Genomic DNA, 19,778 nt, shown 5'->3' on the forward strand with positions numbered 1-19,778 from the left:
GGGGGGGGGGGGGGGGGGGGGGGGGGGGGGGGGGGGGGGGGGGGGGGGGGGGGGGGGGGGGGGGGGGGGGGGGGGGGGGGGAGGGGGGGGGGGGGTGGGGGGGGGGGGGGGGGGGGGGGGGGAGTGGGGGGGGGGGGGGGGGGTGGGGGGGGGGGGGGGGGGGGGGGGGTGGGGGGGGGGGGGGGGCCCCCCCCCCCCCCCCCCCGCCGCACCTCGTGTCAAACGGCCCCCGCCGTTGTCGGCCCTCTCACGTAGGCTCGGCTGTATACACCAACCGGTAAATCGGGGGAGGGGGCCCACAGTGCTCATCGACACATACGGCCGTGTGGCCACTGACCTGCGTGTCTCGCTCACGGACCGCTGCAATCTGCGGTGTACGTACTGCATGCCGGAAGAGGGTCTGCAGTGGCTGGCCAAGCCGGACCTGCTGACCGACGACGAGATCGTCCGCCTCATCCGTATCGCCGTGACCGGCCTCGGCGTCACCGAGGTCCGTTTCACCGGCGGGGAGCCGCTGCTGCGGCCGGGCCTGGTCGGCATCGTGGAGCGCTGCGCGGCCCTGGAGCCCCGCCCCCGGATGTCGATCACCACCAACGGCATCGGTCTGAAGCGCACCGCCGCCGCGCTGAAAGCGGCCGGCCTGGACCGGGTCAACGTCTCCCTCGACACCCTGCGCCCCGATGTCTTCAAGACCCTCACCCGCCGCGACCGGCACAAGGACGTCATCGAGGGCATGGAGGCCGCCCGCGCCGCCGGGCTCACCCCGGTCAAGGTCAACGCGGTCCTGATGCCGGGGCTCAACGACGACGAGGCCCCCGACCTGCTGGCCTGGGCCGTGGCGCACGACTACGAGCTGCGGTTCATCGAGCAGATGCCGCTCGACGCCCAGCACGGCTGGAAGCGCGACGGAATGATCACGGCAGGTGACATCCTCACCTCGCTGCGTACCCGGTTCACCCTCACCCCCGAGGGCGACGACGAGCGCGGCTCCGCGCCCGCCGAGCGCTGGGTGGTGGACGGCGGACCGCACCGGGTCGGCGTCATCGCCTCGGTCACCCGCCCGTTCTGCGCGGCCTGCGACCGGACCCGGCTCACCGCCGACGGCCAGGTCCGCACCTGCCTCTTCGCGCGCGAGGAGTCGGATCTGCGCGGCGCGCTGCGCTCGGGCGCGCCGGACGAAGAGATCGCCCGGCTGTGGCGGCTGGCGATGTGGGGAAAGAAGGCCGGATCCGGTCTGGACGACCCGTCGTTCCTCCAGCCCGACCGTCCGATGTCAGCGATCGGCGGCTGACTCCCACTCGCTCAGGGCCACCACGTCCTTCAGGAATCCCCGTACGCCCAGGAACTGGGAGAGGTGCTCGCGGTGTTCGTCGCACGCGAGCCAGGTCTTGCGCCGCTCCGGCGTGTGGATCTTCGGGTTGTTCCAGGCCAGGACCCACAGTGCCGCGGTGCGGCAGCCCTTGGCGGAACACACGGGCGCTTGGTCGGAGATCTCGTCACTCACGGATACATTCTGCGCCATGAACCGGGGGTGACATGGCGACGCCGAGCAGCCACGGGGGGAGCTGCCCGGCGTCGGTCCGTCGCTCCGACGGGGGATGCGGAGCGCCTACGCAGTATGTCACGGGGGACCCTCTGCGGTGCACCGTAACTTCATGATTGATCTGAGCTTTTCTTGAGCTTTGCGGACGGTGACGGATCAGGTCTGCTCGCGTGACCACGGTTCGTGGTCAGGGGCTCCGGGACCCTGCGCGGGTTCCGCCGGACCGCCCACCGGGGCGGCTCCGAGCATGGGCCGCGAGGGCGCGGGCACGAACGTCGACGGCAGCGAAGGAGCGTTCTCCCGCCCCGCGTTGGCGATCACCACAGCCACATAAGGGAGCAGGGCTCCCAGTACCAGGGTCACGATCGCGACAGGGCGTTCGATGTTCCACAGCACCGCCGTCAGCACCACCGACACCGTACGGACGGACATCGAGATCACATAGCGGCGCTGCCGCCCTCGCACGTCCTCCGCCAGACCCTGCCGGGCCCCGGTGATCCGGAAGACCTCGGCTCCGTTCCGCTTCCGCATCTGCTCCACCACCCGACTCCACACCGGACTCTCCCCGGTCCGGACTCTTCACACGGTACGCCCGGTATCCGCCGGGTTCGAGACCGGGGCCGGTCCGGCGTGCGTGAATGATCCGATCCGTACTGCGTACGGACGAGTCCGACATGCGCCGTATGGCGGATGGGTCAACACTGACTGCGACTGCTCATGTAGGGCGGAGTGCTCGGCTGAGTACTCCGCCGAGCGGAAAGAGGAGGCAGCGATGGGCTGGTTGTGGGCGATCATCGTCGGGTTCGTGCTGGGTCTGATCGCGAAGGCGATCCTCCCCGGCAAGCAGCACAGTCCCCTCTGGCTGACCACCATCTTCGGCATCATCGGCGGTGTGGTCGGCAACGCCATCGCGCGATCGATCGGTATCGCGGAGACCAAGGGCATCGACTGGGGCCGGCACGGCCTGCAGATCGCCGCGGCGGTCGTCCTCGTCGCCCTGGGCGACATGCTCTACATGGCGATGCGCGGCAACCGGCAGCGGGCCTGACGGCACGGCGGTCCGGAAGGCGTACGGCGGGGGGCGGTCCCATGACGGAACCGCCCCCCTGCCTCTTCGGACCGTACGCGCGGGTCAGGCGCCCTTGACCTCGATCGCGGCCAGGTTCTTCTTGCCCCGGCGCAGCACCAGCCAGCGGCCGTGCAGCAGATCGCCGACGGTGACCACCGCGTCCTCGGACGTCACCTTCGCGTTGTTCACGTAGGCGCCGCCCTCCTTCACCGTGCGCCGGGCCGCCGACTTGCTCGCCACCAGCTCCACCTCGGCGAACAGGTCCACCACCGGGCCGAGTTCGGCGACCTCGGCGTGCGGCAGCTCGGACAGGGCGGCGGCGAGCGTCGAGGCGTCCAGCTCCGCCAGCTCGCCCTGGCCGAACAGCGCCTTCGACGCGGCGACGACCGCCGCGCACTGCTCGGCGCCGTGCACCAGCGTCGTCAGCTCCTCGGCGAGCGCGCGCTGCGCGGCCCGCGCCTGCGGGCGCTCCTCGGTGAGCCGCTCGAGCTCCTCGATCTCCTCGCGGGACCTGAAGCTGAAGATCCGCAGGAACTTGGAGACATCGCGGTCGTCCGCGTTCAGCCAGAACTGGTAGAAGGCGTACGGCGTGGTGCGCTCGGGGTCCAGCCAGACCGTGCCGGACTCCGTCTTGCCGAACTTGGTGCCGTCGGCCTTGGTGATCAGCGGGGTGGCCAGCGCGTGCACCTCGGCCTCCGGGGCGACCCGGTGGATCAGGTCGGTGCCCGCGGTGAGGTTGCCCCACTGGTCGCTGCCGCCGGTCTGGAGCACACAGCCGTGGCGCCGGTAGAGCTCCAGGAAGTCCATACCCTGGAGGATCTGGTAGCTGAACTCGGTGTAGCTGATGCCCACGTCGGAGTTGAGCCGCCGCGCGACCGCCTCCTTCGCGATCATCTTGTTGACCCGGAAGTGCTGGCCGACATCGCGCAGGAACTCGATGGCGGAAAGACCCGACGTCCAGTCCAGGTTGTTGACCATGGTCGCGGCGTGCGGGCCCTCGAAGTCGAGGAACGGCTCGATCTGCCCGCGCAGCCGCTCGACCCAGCCCGCGACGACCTCGGGCGCGTTCAGCGTGCGCTCCGAGTTCGGCTTGGGGTCTCCGATCAGACCGGTCGCCCCGCCGACCAGACCCAGCGGGCGGTTGCCCGCCCGCTGGATGCGCCGCATGGTCAGGATCTGCACCAGGTTGCCCAGGTGCAGGCTGGGAGCGGTCGGGTCGAAGCCGCAATAGAACGTGACAGGACCGTCCGCGAACGCCTTGCGCAGTGCGTCCTCGTCAGTGGAGAGGGCGATCAGCCCACGCCACTGCAGCTCATCGACGATGTCCGTCACGGTCGTACGTCTCCTAGGTCTGTGTACGGATGTGCAGCAGCCAGTGTATGGGGGTCAGACGCCCTGGCTGACCGAGCTCATATTGAAGTCCGGCACCCGCAGGGCGGGCATCGCGGCCCGGGTGAACCAGTCGCTCCACTCCCTCGGCAGGGTCTTCTCGGTGCGGCCGGCCTCGGTGGCGCGCGACAGCAGGTCCACCGGCGACTCGTTGAACCGGAAGTTGTTGACCTCCCCCACCACCTCGCCGTTCTCGACGAGGTAGACGCCGTCCCGGGTCAGCCCGGTGAGCAGCAGCGTCGCCGGGTCCACCTCGCGGATGTACCAGAGGCAGGTCAGCAGCAGGCCCCGCTCCGTGGCGGCGACCATCTCCTCCAGCGAGCGCTCGCCGCCGCCGTCCAGGACCAGGTTCCCGATCGAGGGCGTCACGGGCAGCCCGGTGAGCGCCGCGCTGTGCCGGGTGGTGATCAGCCGCTCCAGCTTCCCGTCCCGCATCCAGTCGGTGGGGGACAGGGGCAGACCGTTGTCGAAGACGGAGGCGTCGTCGCCGGAGGAGTGCGCCAGCTGGAACGGGGCGGACTCCAGACCCGGCTCGTTCGGGTCGCTGCGCAGCGTCAGCGGCAGCCGGGCCAGCTTCTCGCCGAGCCGGGTGCCGCCGCCGGGCTTGGAGAACACGGTCCGGCCCTCGGTGGCGTCCCGCGCGTTCGACGACCACAGCTGGTAGATCAGCAGGTCGGCCACGGCGGTGGGGGGCAGCAGCGTCTCGTACCGGCCCGCCGGCAGGTCGATCCGGCGCTCGGCCCAGCCGAGGCGGACCGCGAGCTCCTCGTCGAGGGCGCCCGGGTCGACGTCCTTGAAGTCCCGGGTGGACCGCCCGGCCCAGGCGGAACGGGCCCGGTCCGGCGACTTGGCGTTGAGCTCCAGGGTGCCGGTGGGCTGGTCGTGGCGGAGCCGCAGGCCCGTGGAGGTGCCCAGGTAGGAGGAGGTCATCTCGTGGTGGGCGAAGCCGTACAGCTCGCGTCCGCCCGAGCGGGCCCGCGCGAAGGCCTCACCGAGGGCGGGGGCGAAGTCCGTGAAGACGGCGGAGGAGGTCTCGGCGGGCGCGTCGGTGAAGTCGGCGGCCACCGGGACGCCCTCGACCAGCGGCCGGGCGTCCTCGGCGGGCCCGGCGCCGCGCGCCGCCGCCTCCGCCGCCCGGACCAGCGGCTCCAGGTCGTCGGCGGTCACGGCGGACCGCGACACCACGCCCGACGCCGTGCCCTCGGCCCCGTCGACGGTCGCGATGACGGTGAGGGTGCGCCCGCGGGTCACGCCGTTGGTGGTGAGCGCGTTGCCGGCCCAGCGCAGATTGGCGGAGGAGTGCTCGTCCGCGATGACGACGCACCCGTCGGCGGTCGACAGCGCGAGCGCCCGCTCGACGATCTCGTGCGGCTTGACGGTCGTACGGGAGCTCATCGCCCGGCCTCCTGAGTCGTATTGAGGATGTTGACGCCGCGGAACAGGGCCGAGGGGCAGCCGTGGGAGACCGCCGCCACCTGGCCCGGCTGGGCCTTGCCGCAGTTGAAGGCGCCGCCCAGGACGTACGTCTGCGGACCGCCCACCTTCTCCATCGAGCCCCAGAAGTCCGTGGTCGTCGCCTGGTAGGCGACGTCGCGCAGCTGGCCCGCCAGCCGGCCGTTCTCGATACGGAAGAACCGCTGCCCGGTGAACTGGAAGTTGTAGCGCTGCATGTCGATCGACCAGGAGCGGTCGCCGACCACGTAGATACCGCGCTCCACGCCCCCGATCAGGTCCTCCGTGGAGAGCCCGCCCGGGTCCGGCCGGAGCGAGACGTTGGCCATGCGCTGGACCGGCACATGGCCGGGGGAGTCCGCGAAGGCGCAGCCGTTGGAGCGGCCGAGCCCCGTCAGCTTGGCGATACGGCGGTCCAGTTGGTAGCCGACCAGCGTGCCGTCCTTCACCAGGTCCCAGGACTGCGCCTGGACGCCCTCGTCGTCGTACCCGATCGTCGCGAGCCCGTGCTCGGCGGTGCGGTCACCGGTGACGTTCATGACCGAGGAGCCGTACGCCAGCTTGCCCAGCTGGTCGAAGGTGGCGAAGGAGGTGCCCGCGTACGCCGCCTCGTAGCCGAGCGCCCGGTCCAGCTCGGTGGCGTGGCCGATCGACTCGTGGATGGTCAGCCACAGGTTGGACGGGTCCACCACCAGGTCGTAGGTGCCCGCCCGCACGCTCGGCGCCCGCATCTTCTCGGCGAGCAGCGCGGGGATCTGCTCCAGCTCCGCGTCCCAGTCCCAGCCGGTGCCCGTCAGGTACTCCCAGCCGCGCCCCACCGGCGGGGCGAGCGTGCGCATGGAGTCGAACTCGCCGCTCTTGTCGTCCACCGCGACCGCGGTGAGCTGCGGATGCAGCCGGACCCGCTGCTGCGTGGTGACCGTGCCCGCGGTGTCCGCGTAGAACTTGTTCTCGTGGACGGTGAGCAGCGAGGCGTCCACGTGCGCCACCCCGTCCGCCCGCAGCAGCCGCTCGCTCCAGTCGGCGAGCAGGGCGCTCTTCTCCTCGTCCGGTACGGAGAAGGGGTCGATGTCGTACGCCGAGATCCAGGTCTTCTCGGAGTGCACCGGCTCGTCCGCCAGCTCCACGCGCTCGTCGGACCCCGCGGCGGCGATCACCCGTGCGGACAGCTTCGCCATCGCGACCGCCTGCGAGGCGACCTTGGCGGCGGCGTCCATGGTGAGGTCGACCCCGGAGGCGAAGCCCCAGGCGCCGCCGTGCACCACCCGGACCGCGTAACCGAGGTCCGTGGTGTCGGACGACCCGGCGGGCCGGGCGTCCCGCAGCCGCCAGGCCGCGCTGCGCACCCGCTCCAGGCGGAAGTCGGCATGGGCGGCGCCGAGCGCGCGGGCCCGCGCCAGCGCGGCGTCGGCGAGGGCCCGCAGCGGCAGCGCCGTGAAGGCTTCGTCGAGGGAATGGGTCCCTGAGGGCACAGTCGTCTCCTGTCGTGTGAGACCGGTCGCCCCGATCATGTCGCGGTTCGGGGCCGCCTGCCTATCCCTTTCTGTAGGGACCCCACAGCGCTTTCCGTACGCCACTGTCACAGGTCGATTCCCCGTACACCTGCCGGTACCGATAGTTTGCGGAAGTACGAAACCGCTATCGAAAGGGTGATCCGTTGAGCCGCTCGGTTCTCGTCACCGGAGGAAACCGGGGCATCGGCCTCGCCATCGCCCGCGCTTTCGCCTCCACGGGCGACAAGGTCGCGATCACCTACCGCTCCGGGGAGCCGGACGCCCTCCAGAAGGAGGGGTTCCTCGCCGTCAAGTGCGACATCACCGACGCCGAGCAGGTGGAGCAGGCCTACAAGCAGATCGAGGAGGCCCACGGGCCCGTCGAGGTGCTCGTCGCCAACGCCGGGGTCACCAAGGACCAGCTGCTGATGCGGATGTCCGAGGAGGACTTCACCTCGGTCCTGGACACCAACCTCACCGGCACCTTCCGGGTCGTCAAGCGCGCCAACCGCGGCATGCTGCGCGCCAAGAAGGGCCGTGTCGTCCTGATCTCGTCCGTCGTCGGTCTGATGGGTTCGCCCGGCCAGGCCAACTACGCGGCCTCCAAGGCCGGTCTCGTCGGGTTCGCCCGCTCCCTCGCGCGCGAGCTGGGCTCCCGCAACATCACGTTCAACGTCGTCGCGCCCGGTTTTGTCGACACCGACATGACCAAGGTGCTCACCGACGAGCAGCGCACCTCGATCCTCTCGGGAGTGCCGCTGGGCCGCTACGCGCAGCCCGAGGAGATCGCCGCCGCGGTCCGCTTCCTCGCCTCGGACGACGCCTCGTACATCACTGGTGCCGTCATCCCGGTTGACGGCGGATTGGGCATGGGTCACTGATCACATGAGCGGAATTCTCGACGGCAAGCGCATCCTCATCACGGGTGTGCTGATGGAGTCCTCCATCGCCTTCCACGCCGCCAAGCTGGCCCAGGAGCAGGGCGCCGAGGTCATCCTGACCGCCTTCCCGCGCCCCACCCTGACCGAGCGCATCGCCAGGAAGCTCCCGAAGCCCGCCAAGGTCATCGAGCTCGACGTGACCAACCAGGAGCACCTGGACCGGCTCGCGGGCCTGGTCAAGGACGAGCTCGGCAGCCTGGACGGCGTCGTCCACTCCATCGGCTTCGCCCCGCAGGACGCCCTCGGCGGCAACTTCCTCAACACCCCCTTCGAGTCGGTCTCGACGGCGATGCACGTCTCGGCGTTCTCGCTGAAGTCGCTGACCATGGCCTGCCGCCCGCTGATGAGCTCCGGCGCCGCGGTCGTCGGTCTCACCTTCGACGCGCAGTTCGCCTGGCCGCAGTACGACTGGATGGGCCCGGCGAAGGCCGCCCTGGAGGCGACCTCCCGCTACCTCGCCCGCGACCTGGGCAAGGAGGGCATCCGCTGCAACCTGGTCTCGGCGGGCCCGATCGGCTCCATGGCCGCGAAGTCCATCCCGGGCTTCTCGGACCTGGCGGACGTGTGGAACACCCGCTCCCCCCTGGAGTGGAACATGTCCGACCCCGAGCCGGCCGGCCGCGCCATCGTGGCCCTGCTCTCGGACTGGTTCCCCAAGACGACGGGCGAGATCGTCCACGTCGACGGTGGCGTGCACATGATGGGCGCGTAGGACGCCTGACGGCGTCAGGGGCGGGGTGGGGTGCGTCTGGCTCTGGATGAGAGCCCCGACGGCCCCGCCCCGGTCCACCGGACGGAGTCCGGTGCAGCCCCACGAAGCCTGTGAGGCCCCCTGGGCCGAGCGGTGCGAGCGGGGCGTCGAAGAGAGGTCGACGGGCGAGATCGTCCACGTCGACGGTGGCGTGCACATGACGGGCGCGTAGGACGTCTGACGGCGTCAGGGGCGGGGGGCCTCGAACGCCTGAGCCCGCTCTCCCCACGGCCGTCCCCCGTCCGCGTCGCGCGGACGGGGGGCGGCCGTCGTGCGTGCCGGGCCAACTCCCCGCAGACTGATCGAAGCGGACATGTCGGGCAGGCGGCCGGGGAGGAGGTGGGGCGGTTGCGGCCCTTGCGTACGGCCCAGCGCCGAGCCGTCGCCCTTGCGGCGCTGCTGCTCACGGCCCTCGCCGCCGTCGCGGCCCCCTCGGTCGTACGGGCCGCCACCTCGGACGAGCCCGCCCCGCCCGCCCCCATCGAGCCCTTCGGGGCCGACTGCTACACCCTGGTACGGGGCTCGCACGTGATCGCGTACTGCCACAACCCGTACCCCGACACCGACCGGGTGCGGCTGCACACCGAGTGCGCGCGCTGGTGGGACATCGACGCGGACGCGGCCCCGGTGGAGGTGGGGCCGGCCCAGACCGTACGGCTCACCGACCGGTGCTGGAAGGAGGTGCGGGCGGTGTGGGTCACCCACGAGAAGCCCGGGGCCTCCCCGTCCCCGGCGGGGTCCTCGTCGGCGTCCTCCACTCCATCCGTGTCCCCGTCCCCCGAGGCGTCGTCCCCGTCCCCCGAGGCCCGGCCCGGCGGTGCCGGAGCCCTGCCCTAGAGCCGTTCGGACAGGCAGAAGAAGGCGTGGCCCGCCGCCTCCGTGGCCGCCGTCTCCGCGTCGCCGGACCGGATCGCCTCGACGAGGCGCGCGTGGTCCATATGGTTCTCCGGGCGCAGCTCACGGCCCACGTCGTCGCGGAGCCAGTCGCGCAGGAGGTCGCCGAGGTCGGCGTAGAGCTCGGTGAGGACGTCGTTGTGCGAGGCCGCGACGATCGCCAGGTGCAGCGTGGAGTCGGCGGCCACGAACGCCTCCGCGTCACCCGACTCCCACGCCTCCTCGCGCCGGGCGAGGAGCGCGTCCAGCTGGGCCAGATCACGTGACGTACGCCGTTCGGCCGCCAGCCGGGCCGCCGACGACTCCAGGGTGGAGCGCAGTTCGGCCACATGGCGGGGGTCGGCGTCCGCGAACCGCCGGTGCATCACACCCGCCAGCTCGCTCGTCGCGACGACGTACGTGCCGGAGCCCTGGCGGATGTCGAGCAGTCCGTTGTGCGCCAGCGCCCGGACCGCCTCGCGGACCGTGTTGCGCGCCACCCCCAACTGCTCGACCAGCTCGGGCTCGGTGGGGATGCGCGACCCCACCGGCCACTCGCCCGAGGTGATCTGGTTGCGCAGTTGCGCGATCACCTGGTCGGCGAGGGCGGACCGCCGGGGAGAGCTCAGCGCCATGCCGCTCCTTAGTTTCGGTGCCGTGGCCGTGGCCATGGCCGGCCCGTGCGCGGACCGTCGTGCGCCCATCATCTCGCGACCGTCCGGGCGAGTGGACAACCAATCATCCCATGATTCTATGATGGTGCCATGGCCGACGACGAGACCCGCACCCTCAGCCCCGCGCCGGGCACCACACCCCCCGCCTCCCTCGAAACCCCCGCCACCATCCCCACGGACGGCCGCACCTGGACCACCAAACTCGTACTCGTCGGCCTCGTCCTCGCCGCGCTCAACCTGCGCCCGGCGATCACCAGCCTCGGCGCGCTCTTCGAGGAGGTGCGCGACGGACTCCACATGAGCGGCAGCGTCGCCGGTGTCCTCACCTCCGTACCGCCGCTCTGCTTCGCCGTCTTCGGCATCATGGCGCCGCGCCTGGCCCGCCGCTTCGGCCCCGCCGTGATCGTCTGCGCGGGCATGGTCGCGATCGCCGCCGGTCTGCTGCTGCGCCCGTTCGCGGGCGGCACCCCGGGCTTCCTCGCGGCCAGCGCCCTTGCCCTGATGGGCATCGCCGTCAGCAACGTCCTGATGCCGGTGATCGTCAAGCGGTACTTCCCGGACCGCGTCGGCTCCATGACCGGCCTGTACTCGATGGCGCTCGCGCTCGGCACCGCCCTGGCCGCCGCCGCCACCGTCCCGGTCACCGACGGCCTTGGCGGCAGCTGGCGCACCGGCCTGAGCATCTGGGCGGTGCTCGCCGCCGTCGCCGTACTGCCGTGGCTGCTGCTCGTGCGCCACGGCTCCGACCGGGCCGCCGGACGGTCCTCGGCCGCCCACGAGGACGACGGGGCACCCGCCTTCAGGATCACCCGCAGCCGTACCGCGTGGGCGCTCGCCTGCTTCTTCGGCCTCCAGGCCACCGCCGCCTACATCACCATGGGCTGGATGCCGCAGATCTTCCGGGACGCCGGGGTCTCCGCCGGGACCGCGGGCGTGCTCCTCGCGGTGACGATGGTGATGGGCGTGCCCCTCGCCTTCGTCATCCCGCGCGTCGCCACCCGGATGCGCAACCAGGGCCCGATCGTCGCCTTCCTCGGCGCCTGCGGACTCGCCGGCTACGCGGGCCTCTACTTCGCCCCGGCCGCCGGGGCCTGGGCCTGGGCGCTGCTCCTCGGCATCTCCAACTGCGCCTTCCCGCTCGCCCTCACCATGATCGGCATGCGCACCCGGACCGGCACCGGCGTGGTCCGCCTCTCCGCCTTCGCCCAGTCCACCGGCTACCTGATCTCCATCCCCGGCCCCACCCTGGTCGGCGCCCTCTACGACAGCAGCGGCGGCTGGGGCCTGCCGATCGCGCTGATGGCGGGCCTGATGGTGCCGCAGATCGTGGTGGGTTCGCTCGCCGGGCGGGACCGGACGGTGGAGGACGAGGCGGGGATGCGAGACTGAGCGCATGCCAGTCCTCGACCCGAACCCCCAGAACGGTCAGAAGAAGCTCCTCCTCGTGCTCGGAGCGATGCTGGCGATCACGGCGGTCATCGCCGTCATCGCGACCATCGCATCGCCCTGACCTGCGCCGACGGCCCCCATGGTGGTGCTGGCCCCCCTAACCCCTAGGGGGCAAAGCCCCGGGGCGAGTGGGTGGGTCACCCGATGGGCCCCGGGCGCCTTCTTCCGTAGGTTCGAAGTACGTCAGCGAGACCACGCACTTCACCTTTACGGAGCTACGGAGGCGGCCATGTCGGCCCATACGCACACCCGGTCCACCCAGCCGGCCACCGACCGAGCCGACTTCCGGCTCCCCTGGTGGGGCGTCGCGCTGCCCACCGTCGCCTTCGTCGTGCTGCTGGTGCTCATCACGGGCTCGCACGACGCCCAGGCCGCTGCGGGAGACCCCGCTATCAGCCACCTCATGGACCGCGTACAGCACACGCTGTCCCGCTGAACACCCTTGTCAACCCTGGCGCGAGAGCTCACCGGGACCCAGCGCCCGCTGGCGTGATCCGTGCGAAGCTGGTGGGCATGAGCGTCGACACACCCCGCAGGATCGTCCTCCTCCGGCACGCGAAAGCCGACTGGCCCCAGGTGTCCGACCACGACCGGCCGCTCGCCGACCGGGGCCGCACGGACGCCCCGGTGGCCGGGCGCAGGCTAGCCGAGACCGGAATCGCCCTCGACCTGACTCTCTGCTCGACCGCGGTCCGTACCCGCGAGACCTGGAAGCTGGCCGTGCAGGAGCTGCCGCACCGCCCCAGGACCGTGTACGAGGAGCGGCTGTACGAGGCGTCGCCGGGCGAGCTGCTGGCCCTCCTCAACGAGACCTCGGACGACATCGGCAACCTCCTCCTGGTCGGCCACAACCCCGGGATGCACGCGCTCGCCGACGCGCTGGCGGGAGAGGCCGAGGGGGACGTCCTGGTGCGGATGAACCGCAGTGGCTTCCCGACGGCCTCGTTCGCGGTGGTGGAGTTCACCGGCTCGTGGAAGACGGTGGAGCACGGCGTGGGCAGGCTGACGGACTTCTGGGCGCCGCACGTCTGAGGTGTACGGGAAGGGCCCCGGCAGCGGTACCGCCGCCGGGGCCCTTCCCCGTCCTCGTCCGGGCCCGCGGGGGCCCGGGATGCGCTAGTGGGGCTCGTCCACGAGGCCGTCGGCGGCCTCGACCTCTTCGCGGGTGATGCCGAGGAGGTAGAGCACGGTGTCCAGGAACGGCACGTTCACAGCGGTGTGGGCGGCCCGGCGGACCACCGGCTTGGCGTTGAAGGCGACACCCAGACCGGCCGCGTTGAGCATGTCCAGGTCGTTGGCGCCGTCGCCGACCGCCACGGTCTGGTCGAGCGGGACACCCGCCTGCGCGGCGAACTCGCGCAGCAGCCGCGCCTTGCCGGCCCGGTCCACCACGGCCCCGGTGACACGTCCGGTGAGCTTGCCGTCGACGATCTCCAGGGTGTTGGCGGAGGCGAAGTCGAGCCCGAGCCGCTCCCGCAGATCGTCGGTGACCTGGGTGAACCCGCCGGAGACGACGCCGACCTGGTAGCCGAGGCGCTTGAGCGTACGGATCAGGGTGCGGGCGCCCGGGGTGAGCCGCACCTCGGCGCGGACCTTGTCCACGACGGACGCGTCCAGCCCCGCGAGCAGCGCCACGCGCGCGTGCAGCGACTGCTCGAAGTCGAGCTCGCCCCGCATCGCCTGCGCGGTGACCTCGGCGACCTTGTCCTCGCATCCGGCGTGCGCGGCGAAGAGTTCGATGACCTCGTCCTGGATGAGCGTGGAGTCCACGTCCATGACGACCAGCCGCCGGGCACGCCGGTGCAGGCCCGCCGAGACGACGGCGACGTCCACGCCGAGCGCGGCGGCCTCGGTGGCGAGCGCGGTGCGCAGGGGCCCGGTCGCGGTGCCGGAGACGGCGAACTCGACGGCGGTGACGGGGTACTTGGCGAGCCGGAAGATACGGTCGATGTTGCCGCCGGTCGCGGTGATCCGGGCCGCTATGGCCGCCGTGGACTCGGCGGTGAGCGGGTGCCCGAGCACGGTGACGTGCGAACGCCCGCTGCCACGCGGCCGGTTGTCACCGGTACCGGAGATGATCTCGGCCTGGAGCCCCAGCGACTCCGCCCAGCTGTGCACGGTGGCCCGCAGCTCGCCCTCCGTACTCACGGTCGGCTCGGTGACGAGTGCGCACAGGACGATACGGCCACGGGTGACGACCTGCTCGATGTCGACGACGTCGACGGAGTAGGCGGCCAGGGTGTCGAAGAGCCCGGCGGTGATCCCCGGCCGGTCCTTCCCGAAGATCTTGACGAGCAGGGTCGGCGTGTCCGCGCCCGGGAGGGCGGCGTCCGGGTGGTGACCAGCGGGGCGAGGGGGCTGAGAAGCGCTCATGGTGCTTCCACCGTATAGGGCCCGACGCGCCGCCCGACGCCGTGTCCCGCCCAGCGGACAGCCGGGTTCCGGGATCGACAGCGGAGCGAAACGTGCCGGTCACTCAGGGGTAAGGCGAAGGTCTTCTCGGGCCGCGTCCGCGCCTGCGGATGCCGGCTGGCTGATCGCGCGGTTCCCCGCGCCCCGCCCGGCGAGGCGGAGACGTGCAGCTCCACCCCCCGGCAGCCGGGGGCGGGCTGGGCGAAGCCCGCCTTTCAGGGGCGCGGGGAACTGCGCGACCAGCCACCGACCACGCGCGGACGAACCCCGCCCCCAGGGGCGCAGCCTCCGGGGCCCAGGGGCGCAGCCCCGGAAATCACCTCCACACCCCACCCACCCCCGGAGGGTTCAGGGAAGGGGCGGGGAGGGGCAAAACCCCACGCTCACCCCCACACCTCACTCATCCCGCAAATAAGGATTCCCCTCCTGCCGATACACCGGCGAAGGCGCATAAGGCCCCGCCCGCCCGTACACCTCCTCCGCCGACGGCCCGCCAGAACCGGACCCCGCACCACCCCACCCCGCCATCCCCGACACCCGCCGCCCCGCCGCCCCCACCCCGTACGCCAGAAGTCCCCCCGCGCCCCCCGCCAGCGCCCCCCACCCCGCCCCCAGAACCACCGCGAGCCCCGCGCTGCCGTGCAGCTCCACCCCCGCCCCGAACGCGTCGAACCCCAGCACGGACAGCGACGCGTCTGCCGACACCCCGGTGAGCCACACCATCAGCGGCAGCGCCGCCGCCGTCACCGCACCCAGGGACACCGCGCACCGCCCCGCGAACGCCCCCGCCGACCGCCCCCGTACCGGCGTGCGCGCCGCGGCGAGCACCCCCGCGTACACCATCACCACTCCCATGGCGACAGCCAACAGCCAGACGCGCCCGTCCAGTTCGGCCAGCCGCCCCACGCTCACACGTTGGTCGTTCTTGAAGGCGAGGAGCTTGTCCAGCGGGTCGGGCAGCACCTGCGCCAGCGCCCCGGTGGCATGCCCGTTCCACGGGACGAGCAGGCCGAGCGGAAACGCCAGCCACACCCCGTTCGGCGCGCCCAGCAGCGCCGCGCCCGCGATGCGCCCGGGGTGGCCGTCGTCCGTCATCGCGTACGCCGCCGCCGCGAGCCCCGCCGCCACCGCCAGCAGGGCCACCGCGACCAGCGCCGACGCGGCGGGCCGTACCGCCCGGTGCACCCACTCCCAGCCGCGCGGTAACGGTGAGCGCCGCGAGGCGAGCAGGGCGACCAGCACCACCCCGAGCACCCAGAACACCGCGCCCACCAGCGAGTCCGCCGTGTTCACGGTGAACCCGACCCGCGCCTTGGCGTCGGCGAGCCGGCCGAGCCGGTCCGGCAGCAGCCCCCCGATGCCTCCGATGCCGCCGATGTCCCCGAGGTCGCCCAGCCCGGGGATCGACACCTTGCCGGCGCCCGGCGACCCGCCCGTGCCGAGGCCGAGCGAGCTCCCGTCGATGGTGACCAGGTCGTGGCCGGCCCAGGCGAGCCCCGCCACCACCCCGACGAACAGCACCACGACCCCGCCCGCCCGCGCCACCAGCTCCGCCCCGGGCAGCACCGCGCCCGCCGACCGCAGCGAACGCAGGAAGAAGAAGGCGAGGAGCAGCGCACCCGCCAGCGACACCCCCAGTGGCGTGATCTCGACGGCCGTCCTCGCCTGCGCGCCCGTCAGTCCGAACGCCGAGACATCGCCCGACGGCGTCACGGAACCGCCCGCCCCGAGCACCACCACGGCCGCCGTCATCGGCCCCAGGGCCCCGGCCGCGTCGGCGCCGAGCAGATGCAGCCCGAGCGCCGCGACCCCCGCCATCGCGACCAGCGCCCAGCTGACCGAGGAGACGGAGGCCAGCAGGACATCGCCCCACGGGACGGCCCCGGGCGTTCCTCGCGACTCCATCGCACCCGGCGCCCCGGGTCCCCCGGAGGCCCCTTTCCCGCCCCTGTCGCCCATGGTCACCAGGCCCCCCGGGATTCGTCCAACCTGTCTGGGTTGTCCCATTCGCGCATGATCCGTACGCAGTCATGGGCGCTTACTACTTTCCGGCCGCGTTTCACCTGAGTCAACGGCGCGCGCGTACACGCCTGTTGCCGGACTGGGACAGGTCTGTGCACGTTATTCACAAGGGGCGGGTTTCGGATACGAGCCCGGGCCTGAAATAGTTCCCCACGATGTTCGCCATCCCTAGACTCCCTGTATCGGGGGATTGCTCGGGGGACAACAAGTGGGGCATGGAGTGCCGGAACTCGTACTGGAATTGAATGGCAGGACCTGGACGCTCGACGCGTCCCGGTCGTACACCCTCGGACGTGATCCGCAGGGAGACATGGTGATCGACGACGCCAGGGTCTCCTGGCGGCACGCCACGATCAGCTGGGGCGGCCGGAGTTGGGTCATCGAGGACCACGGCAGCACCAACGGCACCTATGTGCAGGGTCAGCGGATCCACCAGATGGAAATAGGTCCGGGCTCCTCGGTGCACCTGGGCAACGCGACGGACGGCCCGCGGCTGAATCTCACCGCCGCGCCGGCCGCCGCCGCGGCCCCGGCCGCCGCGTACAGCGCGCCGGCCGCCGCCCAGCAGGCCCCGCAGCAGGCTCCGCCGCAGCAGCCCCAGCACGGCGGCGCCGGCTGGGCACCGCAGCAGCAGCCCCAGCAGCCGGTCCCGCAGCAGGCGCCCCAGCAGGGCTGGCAGCAGCCGGTCCCGCAGCAGGCGCACGCCCAGGCTCCGCACGCCCAGAACCCGCACGCCCAGAACCCGCACGCCCAGGTCCCGCCGCAGGGCCCCGGTCAGGCGGCGGGCGCGTCGGCGGCCTACGGCGACCGCAGCCCCACCACGTTCCACCAGTTCTCCCTCGGCCGGGTGATGCACATCGGCCGTGCGCTGGAGAACGAGCTGGTCGTCTCCGACCTCCAGGTCTCGCGCCACCACGCCGAGTTCCACTCGACGCCCGACGGGCGCATGGAGATCCGCGACCTCGGCTCGCACAACGGCACGTACGTCAACGGACAGCCGATCGCCAAGGGCGGCTCCGCGCTGCTCGGGCCGAACGACATCGTGGGCGTCGGTCACTCCACCTTCCGGATCGTCGGCGACCGTCTTGAGGAGTTCGTCGACACCGGTGACGTCTCCTTCTCGGCCCGCCACCTCACGGTGACGGTCGACGGCGGCAAGCAGATCCTCAAGGACGTGTCCTTCGGCGTCCCCGAGAAGTCGCTCATCGCCGTCATCGGCCCCTCCGGCTCCGGCAAGTCCACCCTGCTGAAGGCGCTCACCGGCTACCGGCCCGCCAACCAGGGCGATGTCCTCTACGACAACCGGAACCTGTACAAGCAGTTCGCCGAGCTGCGCCAGCGCATCGGTCTGGTCCCGCAGGACGACATCCTGCACAAGGAGCTGACCGTCAAGAAGGCGCTGAAGTACGCGGCCAAGCTGCGCTTCCCCGCTGACACCACCGAGTCCGAGCGCGAGCAGCGCATCGACGAGGTGCTGCGCGAGCTCAAGCTGGACATCCACAAGGAGAAGAAGGTCACCTCCCTCTCCGGTGGCCAGCGCAAGCGCGTCTCGGTCGCCCTGGAGCTGCTGACCAAGCCGTCGCTGATCTTCCTGGACGAGCCGACCTCCGGCCTCGACCCGGGCATGGACCGCGATGTCATGCAGCTGCTGCGCGGGCTCGCCGACGACGGCCGCACGGTCCTCGTCGTCACCCACTCGGTGGCCGAGCTGGCGATCTGCGACAAGCTCCTGGTGATGGCGCCGGGCGGCTCGGTGGCGTACTTCGGTCCGCCCGAGGAGGCCCTGAACTTCTTCGGCTACGGCACCTGGGCCGATGTCTTCTCCGCCTTCGAGAACTACCGCGACTACGACTGGGCGGGCCGCTGGAAGGGCTCGCAGCACTACCAGATGTACGCCGCCGACATCGACGCCGTGGCCGCCCAGTCGGTCCAGATGCCGGCGCCGAACCAGATGCGCCCGCCCAAGCCGCAGAGCTGGGGCGCCCAGCTGTGGACGCTGATCCGGCGGTACACCTCGGTCATCGCCTCCGACAAGGGCTTCATCGGCCTGATGCTGATCCTGCCCGCCGTCCTCGGCGCGGTCAGCGTGGTCATCCCGGCGAAGTTCGGTCTGGCCCCGCCCACCGGCTCCAGCAAGTTCAACGGCGACGCCGGCACGATCATGCTGATCCTCGCCGTCGGCATGTGCTTCTCGGGCGCGGCCAACTCCGTACGAGAACTGATCAAGGAACGGGTCATCTACGAACGGGAACGGGCCACCGGCCTCTCCCGCTCGGCCTATCTGATGTCCAAGGTGATCGTCCTCGGTGTGATCACCGCGATCCAGGGCGTCATCATCTGCGGCATCGGTTTCTCCACCCGGGACCTCCCCAAGGAGGGCCTGATCATGCCGCCGGCCGTCGAGATCTGCCTGGTGGTCATCGCCCTCGGCTTCACCTCGATGATGTTCGGCCTGGTCATCTCCTCGCTGGTGAAGACCGCCGAGAAGACCATGCCGCTGCTGGTCATGTTCGCGATCGTGCAGGTCGTCTTCACCGGCATCCTCTTCAAGGTCTACGGCTCCATCGGCCTGGAGCAGTTCGCCTGGCTGATGCCCTCGCGCTGGGCCATCGCGGGCGCCGGCTCCACGCTCGACCTCGCGCACCTGATGCCGCCGTGGGACCAGAACAAGCCCAACGACCTGGACCCGCTGTGGGAGCACTCGGCGAGCCAGTGGGGCATCAACATCACCGTGCTGATCGCCCTGGGCGTCATCTGCGGTCTCGCGGTCGCGCGCCTGCTGCGCCGCCACGAGCCGGAGGTCATGCGGAAGTAGCGGACCCGGAACGCACCGAAGGGCGGCACCCCGCACGGGGTGCCGCCCTTTCGTGTGCCGTCGGCGCCGGTCGGCGCGCGCCCGTCAGTAGGCGCCGTTGACGTTGTCCATGGAGCCGTACTTGTCGGCCGCGTAGTTGGCGGCGGCCGTGATGTTGGCGACCGGGTCGTAGATGTTCCACGACGTGCCGGCCACGTGGTACGCGTTGAAGGTCGGCTGGATGACCTGGAGCAGACCCTTCGACGGGACGCCGTTGATCGCGTTGATGTCCCAGCCGTTGATGGCGTTCGGGTTGCCGGTCGACTCGCGCATGATGTTGCGGTACAGACCGTTGTACGAACCCGGTATGCCCTTGGCCTTCATGATGTCCAGGGACTGACGGATCCAGCCGTCCAGGTTGTTGGTGTACACCGGCTTGCGGGCGGCGGCGCGGCTCGCGGCGGCCTCGGCCGCGCGCTTCTTCGCGGCGGCTTCCGCCTTGGCCTTAGCGTCGGCCTCGGCCTTGGCCTTGGCCTGCGCCTCGGCCTGCTTGACGGCGGTGACGTGCTGCTTGGCGATGCTCGCCTCGACGGCCTTCGCGTTGATACCGGCGGCGGTCACGGAGAAGGCGACGGGCTCGGCAGCCACAGCGGTACCCGACTCGCCGCTGCCCGGCAGGACCGAGAGGGCGAGCGCGGCGGCGCCGAGGGCGGCGACACCGGCAATCGAGATCTTGTGCGTCTTGTTCAGACGACTGTGACCAGGGTTGCGGGACTCGGGCATGGTTGTGGGACCTCTTCCGAACGACGGGGACGGCACACGAAAGCGCCGCGGCGGTGAGCCGCAGCGCTGTGCGACGGGAGCCATTCTTAGCGGCAGCAAAATCCTGTGGCAAAGGTGTGACGTACGAAGCGGC

The 19,778-nt window shown here is 71.5% G+C and carries 19 protein-coding genes; 10 read left to right on the forward strand and 9 right to left on the reverse strand.

Annotated elements, in window-relative coordinates:
• Positions 1–301 precede the first annotated feature (301 nt).
• Positions 302–1,291, forward strand: coding sequence for a GTP 3',8-cyclase MoaA (moaA, locus tag ACZ5ID_RS35955; protein ID WP_468906717.1), 990 nt, complete (start codon positions 302–304; stop codon positions 1,289–1,291).
• Here the strand turns inward: moaA and ACZ5ID_RS35960 are convergent.
• Together ACZ5ID_RS35960 and ACZ5ID_RS35965 are read right to left on the reverse strand one after the other, a co-directional pair.
• Positions 1,274–1,492, reverse strand: coding sequence for a hypothetical protein (locus ACZ5ID_RS35960; protein WP_468906782.1), 219 nt, complete (start codon positions 1,490–1,492; stop codon positions 1,274–1,276). The two genes, moaA and ACZ5ID_RS35960, sit on opposite strands and share 18 nt — an antisense overlap.
• A 207-nt stretch (positions 1,493–1,699) precedes the next feature.
• On the reverse strand, positions 1,700–2,074 hold the full coding sequence (locus ACZ5ID_RS35965) for a DUF3099 domain-containing protein (protein ID WP_468906719.1): 375 nt from the start codon (positions 2,072–2,074) through the stop codon (positions 1,700–1,702).
• A 241-nt stretch (positions 2,075–2,315) separates the two neighbouring features.
• Here ACZ5ID_RS35965 and ACZ5ID_RS35970 point away from each other — a divergent pair, with 241 nt between their 5' ends.
• Positions 2,316–2,591, forward strand: a complete 276-nt coding sequence (locus ACZ5ID_RS35970) for a GlsB/YeaQ/YmgE family stress response membrane protein (RefSeq protein ID WP_406552535.1) — start codon at positions 2,316–2,318, stop codon at positions 2,589–2,591.
• An 84-nt stretch (positions 2,592–2,675) separates the two neighbouring features.
• Here the strand turns inward: ACZ5ID_RS35970 and tyrS are convergent, their stop codons facing one another.
• The 3 genes from tyrS to ACZ5ID_RS35985 are packed head-to-tail and all read right to left on the reverse strand — an operon-like array spanning position 2,676 to position 6,925.
• The gene (gene tyrS / locus ACZ5ID_RS35975; RefSeq protein ID WP_468906721.1) at positions 2,676–3,944 is read right to left on the reverse strand and encodes a tyrosine--tRNA ligase; all 1,269 of its coding nucleotides are present in this window, start codon (positions 3,942–3,944) and stop codon (positions 2,676–2,678) included.
• Positions 3,945–3,998: 54 nt separating this feature from the next.
• Positions 3,999–5,396: a metallopeptidase TldD-related protein gene (locus tag ACZ5ID_RS35980; protein ID WP_468906723.1), complete on the reverse strand. Its 1,398-nt coding sequence runs from the start codon at positions 5,394–5,396 to the stop codon at positions 3,999–4,001.
• Positions 5,393–6,925 (reverse strand): TldD/PmbA family protein, encoded by a 1,533-nt coding sequence (locus ACZ5ID_RS35985; RefSeq protein ID WP_468906726.1) that lies wholly within the window; start codon positions 6,923–6,925, stop codon positions 5,393–5,395. The genes ACZ5ID_RS35980 and ACZ5ID_RS35985 overlap by 4 nt, the downstream gene beginning before the upstream one ends.
• A 185-nt stretch (positions 6,926–7,110) precedes the next feature.
• On the opposite strand from ACZ5ID_RS35985, the gene fabG reads away from it, so the two are divergent.
• The 3 genes from fabG to ACZ5ID_RS36000 all read left to right on the forward strand — a co-directional run bounded on the left by fabG (position 7,111) and on the right by ACZ5ID_RS36000 (position 9,475).
• Positions 7,111–7,827: a 3-oxoacyl-[acyl-carrier-protein] reductase gene (gene fabG, locus ACZ5ID_RS35990; RefSeq protein ID WP_468906728.1), complete on the forward strand. Its 717-nt coding sequence runs from the start codon at positions 7,111–7,113 to the stop codon at positions 7,825–7,827.
• 4 nt (positions 7,828–7,831) lie between these two features.
• Positions 7,832–8,599, forward strand: a complete 768-nt coding sequence (gene fabI, locus ACZ5ID_RS35995; RefSeq protein ID WP_468906730.1) for an enoyl-ACP reductase FabI — start codon at positions 7,832–7,834, stop codon at positions 8,597–8,599.
• Between the two features lie 387 nt (positions 8,600–8,986).
• Positions 8,987–9,475, forward strand: coding sequence for a hypothetical protein (locus tag ACZ5ID_RS36000; protein ID WP_468906733.1), 489 nt, complete (start codon positions 8,987–8,989; stop codon positions 9,473–9,475).
• On the opposite strand, the gene ACZ5ID_RS36005 is transcribed toward ACZ5ID_RS36000, so the two are convergent.
• Positions 9,472–10,146, reverse strand: coding sequence for a FadR/GntR family transcriptional regulator (locus tag ACZ5ID_RS36005; RefSeq protein ID WP_406552528.1), 675 nt, complete (start codon positions 10,144–10,146; stop codon positions 9,472–9,474). The two genes, ACZ5ID_RS36000 and ACZ5ID_RS36005, sit on opposite strands and share 4 nt — an antisense overlap.
• Positions 10,147–10,275: 129 nt before the next feature.
• Between ACZ5ID_RS36005 and ACZ5ID_RS36010 the strand changes: the two genes are divergently transcribed.
• From ACZ5ID_RS36010 to ACZ5ID_RS36025, 4 genes are all read left to right on the forward strand, one after another.
• Positions 10,276–11,574, forward strand: a complete 1,299-nt coding sequence (locus tag ACZ5ID_RS36010) for a CynX/NimT family MFS transporter (protein ID WP_468906736.1) — start codon at positions 10,276–10,278, stop codon at positions 11,572–11,574.
• A 4-nt stretch (positions 11,575–11,578) separates the two neighbouring features.
• A complete protein-coding gene (locus tag ACZ5ID_RS36015; RefSeq protein ID WP_468906738.1) occupies positions 11,579–11,695 on the forward strand; it encodes an SGM_5486 family transporter-associated protein in 117 nt (38 codons plus the stop codon).
• Between the two features lie 168 nt (positions 11,696–11,863).
• Positions 11,864–12,070 carry a hypothetical protein gene (locus ACZ5ID_RS36020; RefSeq protein WP_468906740.1) on the forward strand — a complete coding sequence of 69 codons (207 nt, stop codon included), beginning with the start codon at positions 11,864–11,866 and terminating at the stop codon, positions 12,068–12,070.
• 77 nt (positions 12,071–12,147) lie between these two features.
• Positions 12,148–12,666: a SixA phosphatase family protein gene (locus tag ACZ5ID_RS36025; RefSeq protein WP_468906742.1), complete on the forward strand. Its 519-nt coding sequence runs from the start codon at positions 12,148–12,150 to the stop codon at positions 12,664–12,666.
• An 84-nt stretch (positions 12,667–12,750) separates the two neighbouring features.
• Here ACZ5ID_RS36025 and serB read toward each other — a convergent pair whose 3' ends face one another.
• A complete protein-coding gene (gene serB, locus ACZ5ID_RS36030) occupies positions 12,751–14,007 on the reverse strand; it encodes a phosphoserine phosphatase SerB (protein WP_468906744.1) in 1,257 nt (418 codons plus the stop codon).
• Positions 14,008–14,442: 435 nt separating this feature from the next.
• A complete protein-coding gene (locus ACZ5ID_RS36035) occupies positions 14,443–15,951 on the reverse strand; it encodes a streptophobe family protein (protein ID WP_468906747.1) in 1,509 nt (502 codons plus the stop codon).
• 325 nt (positions 15,952–16,276) lie between these two features.
• Between ACZ5ID_RS36035 and ACZ5ID_RS36040 the strand changes: the two genes are divergently transcribed.
• Positions 16,277–18,883 (forward strand): ABC transporter ATP-binding protein/permease, encoded by a 2,607-nt coding sequence (locus tag ACZ5ID_RS36040; RefSeq protein ID WP_468906750.1) that lies wholly within the window; start codon positions 16,277–16,279, stop codon positions 18,881–18,883.
• A gap of 84 nt (positions 18,884–18,967) precedes the next feature.
• Here the strand turns inward: ACZ5ID_RS36040 and ACZ5ID_RS36045 are convergent, their stop codons facing one another.
• Entirely contained in the window at positions 18,968–19,645 is a 678-nt protein-coding gene (locus tag ACZ5ID_RS36045; RefSeq protein WP_468906753.1) for a transglycosylase SLT domain-containing protein, read from the reverse strand.
• Positions 19,646–19,778: the final 133 nt, after the last annotated feature.

The organism is Streptomyces sp. NPDC031670, assembly GCF_055580545.1.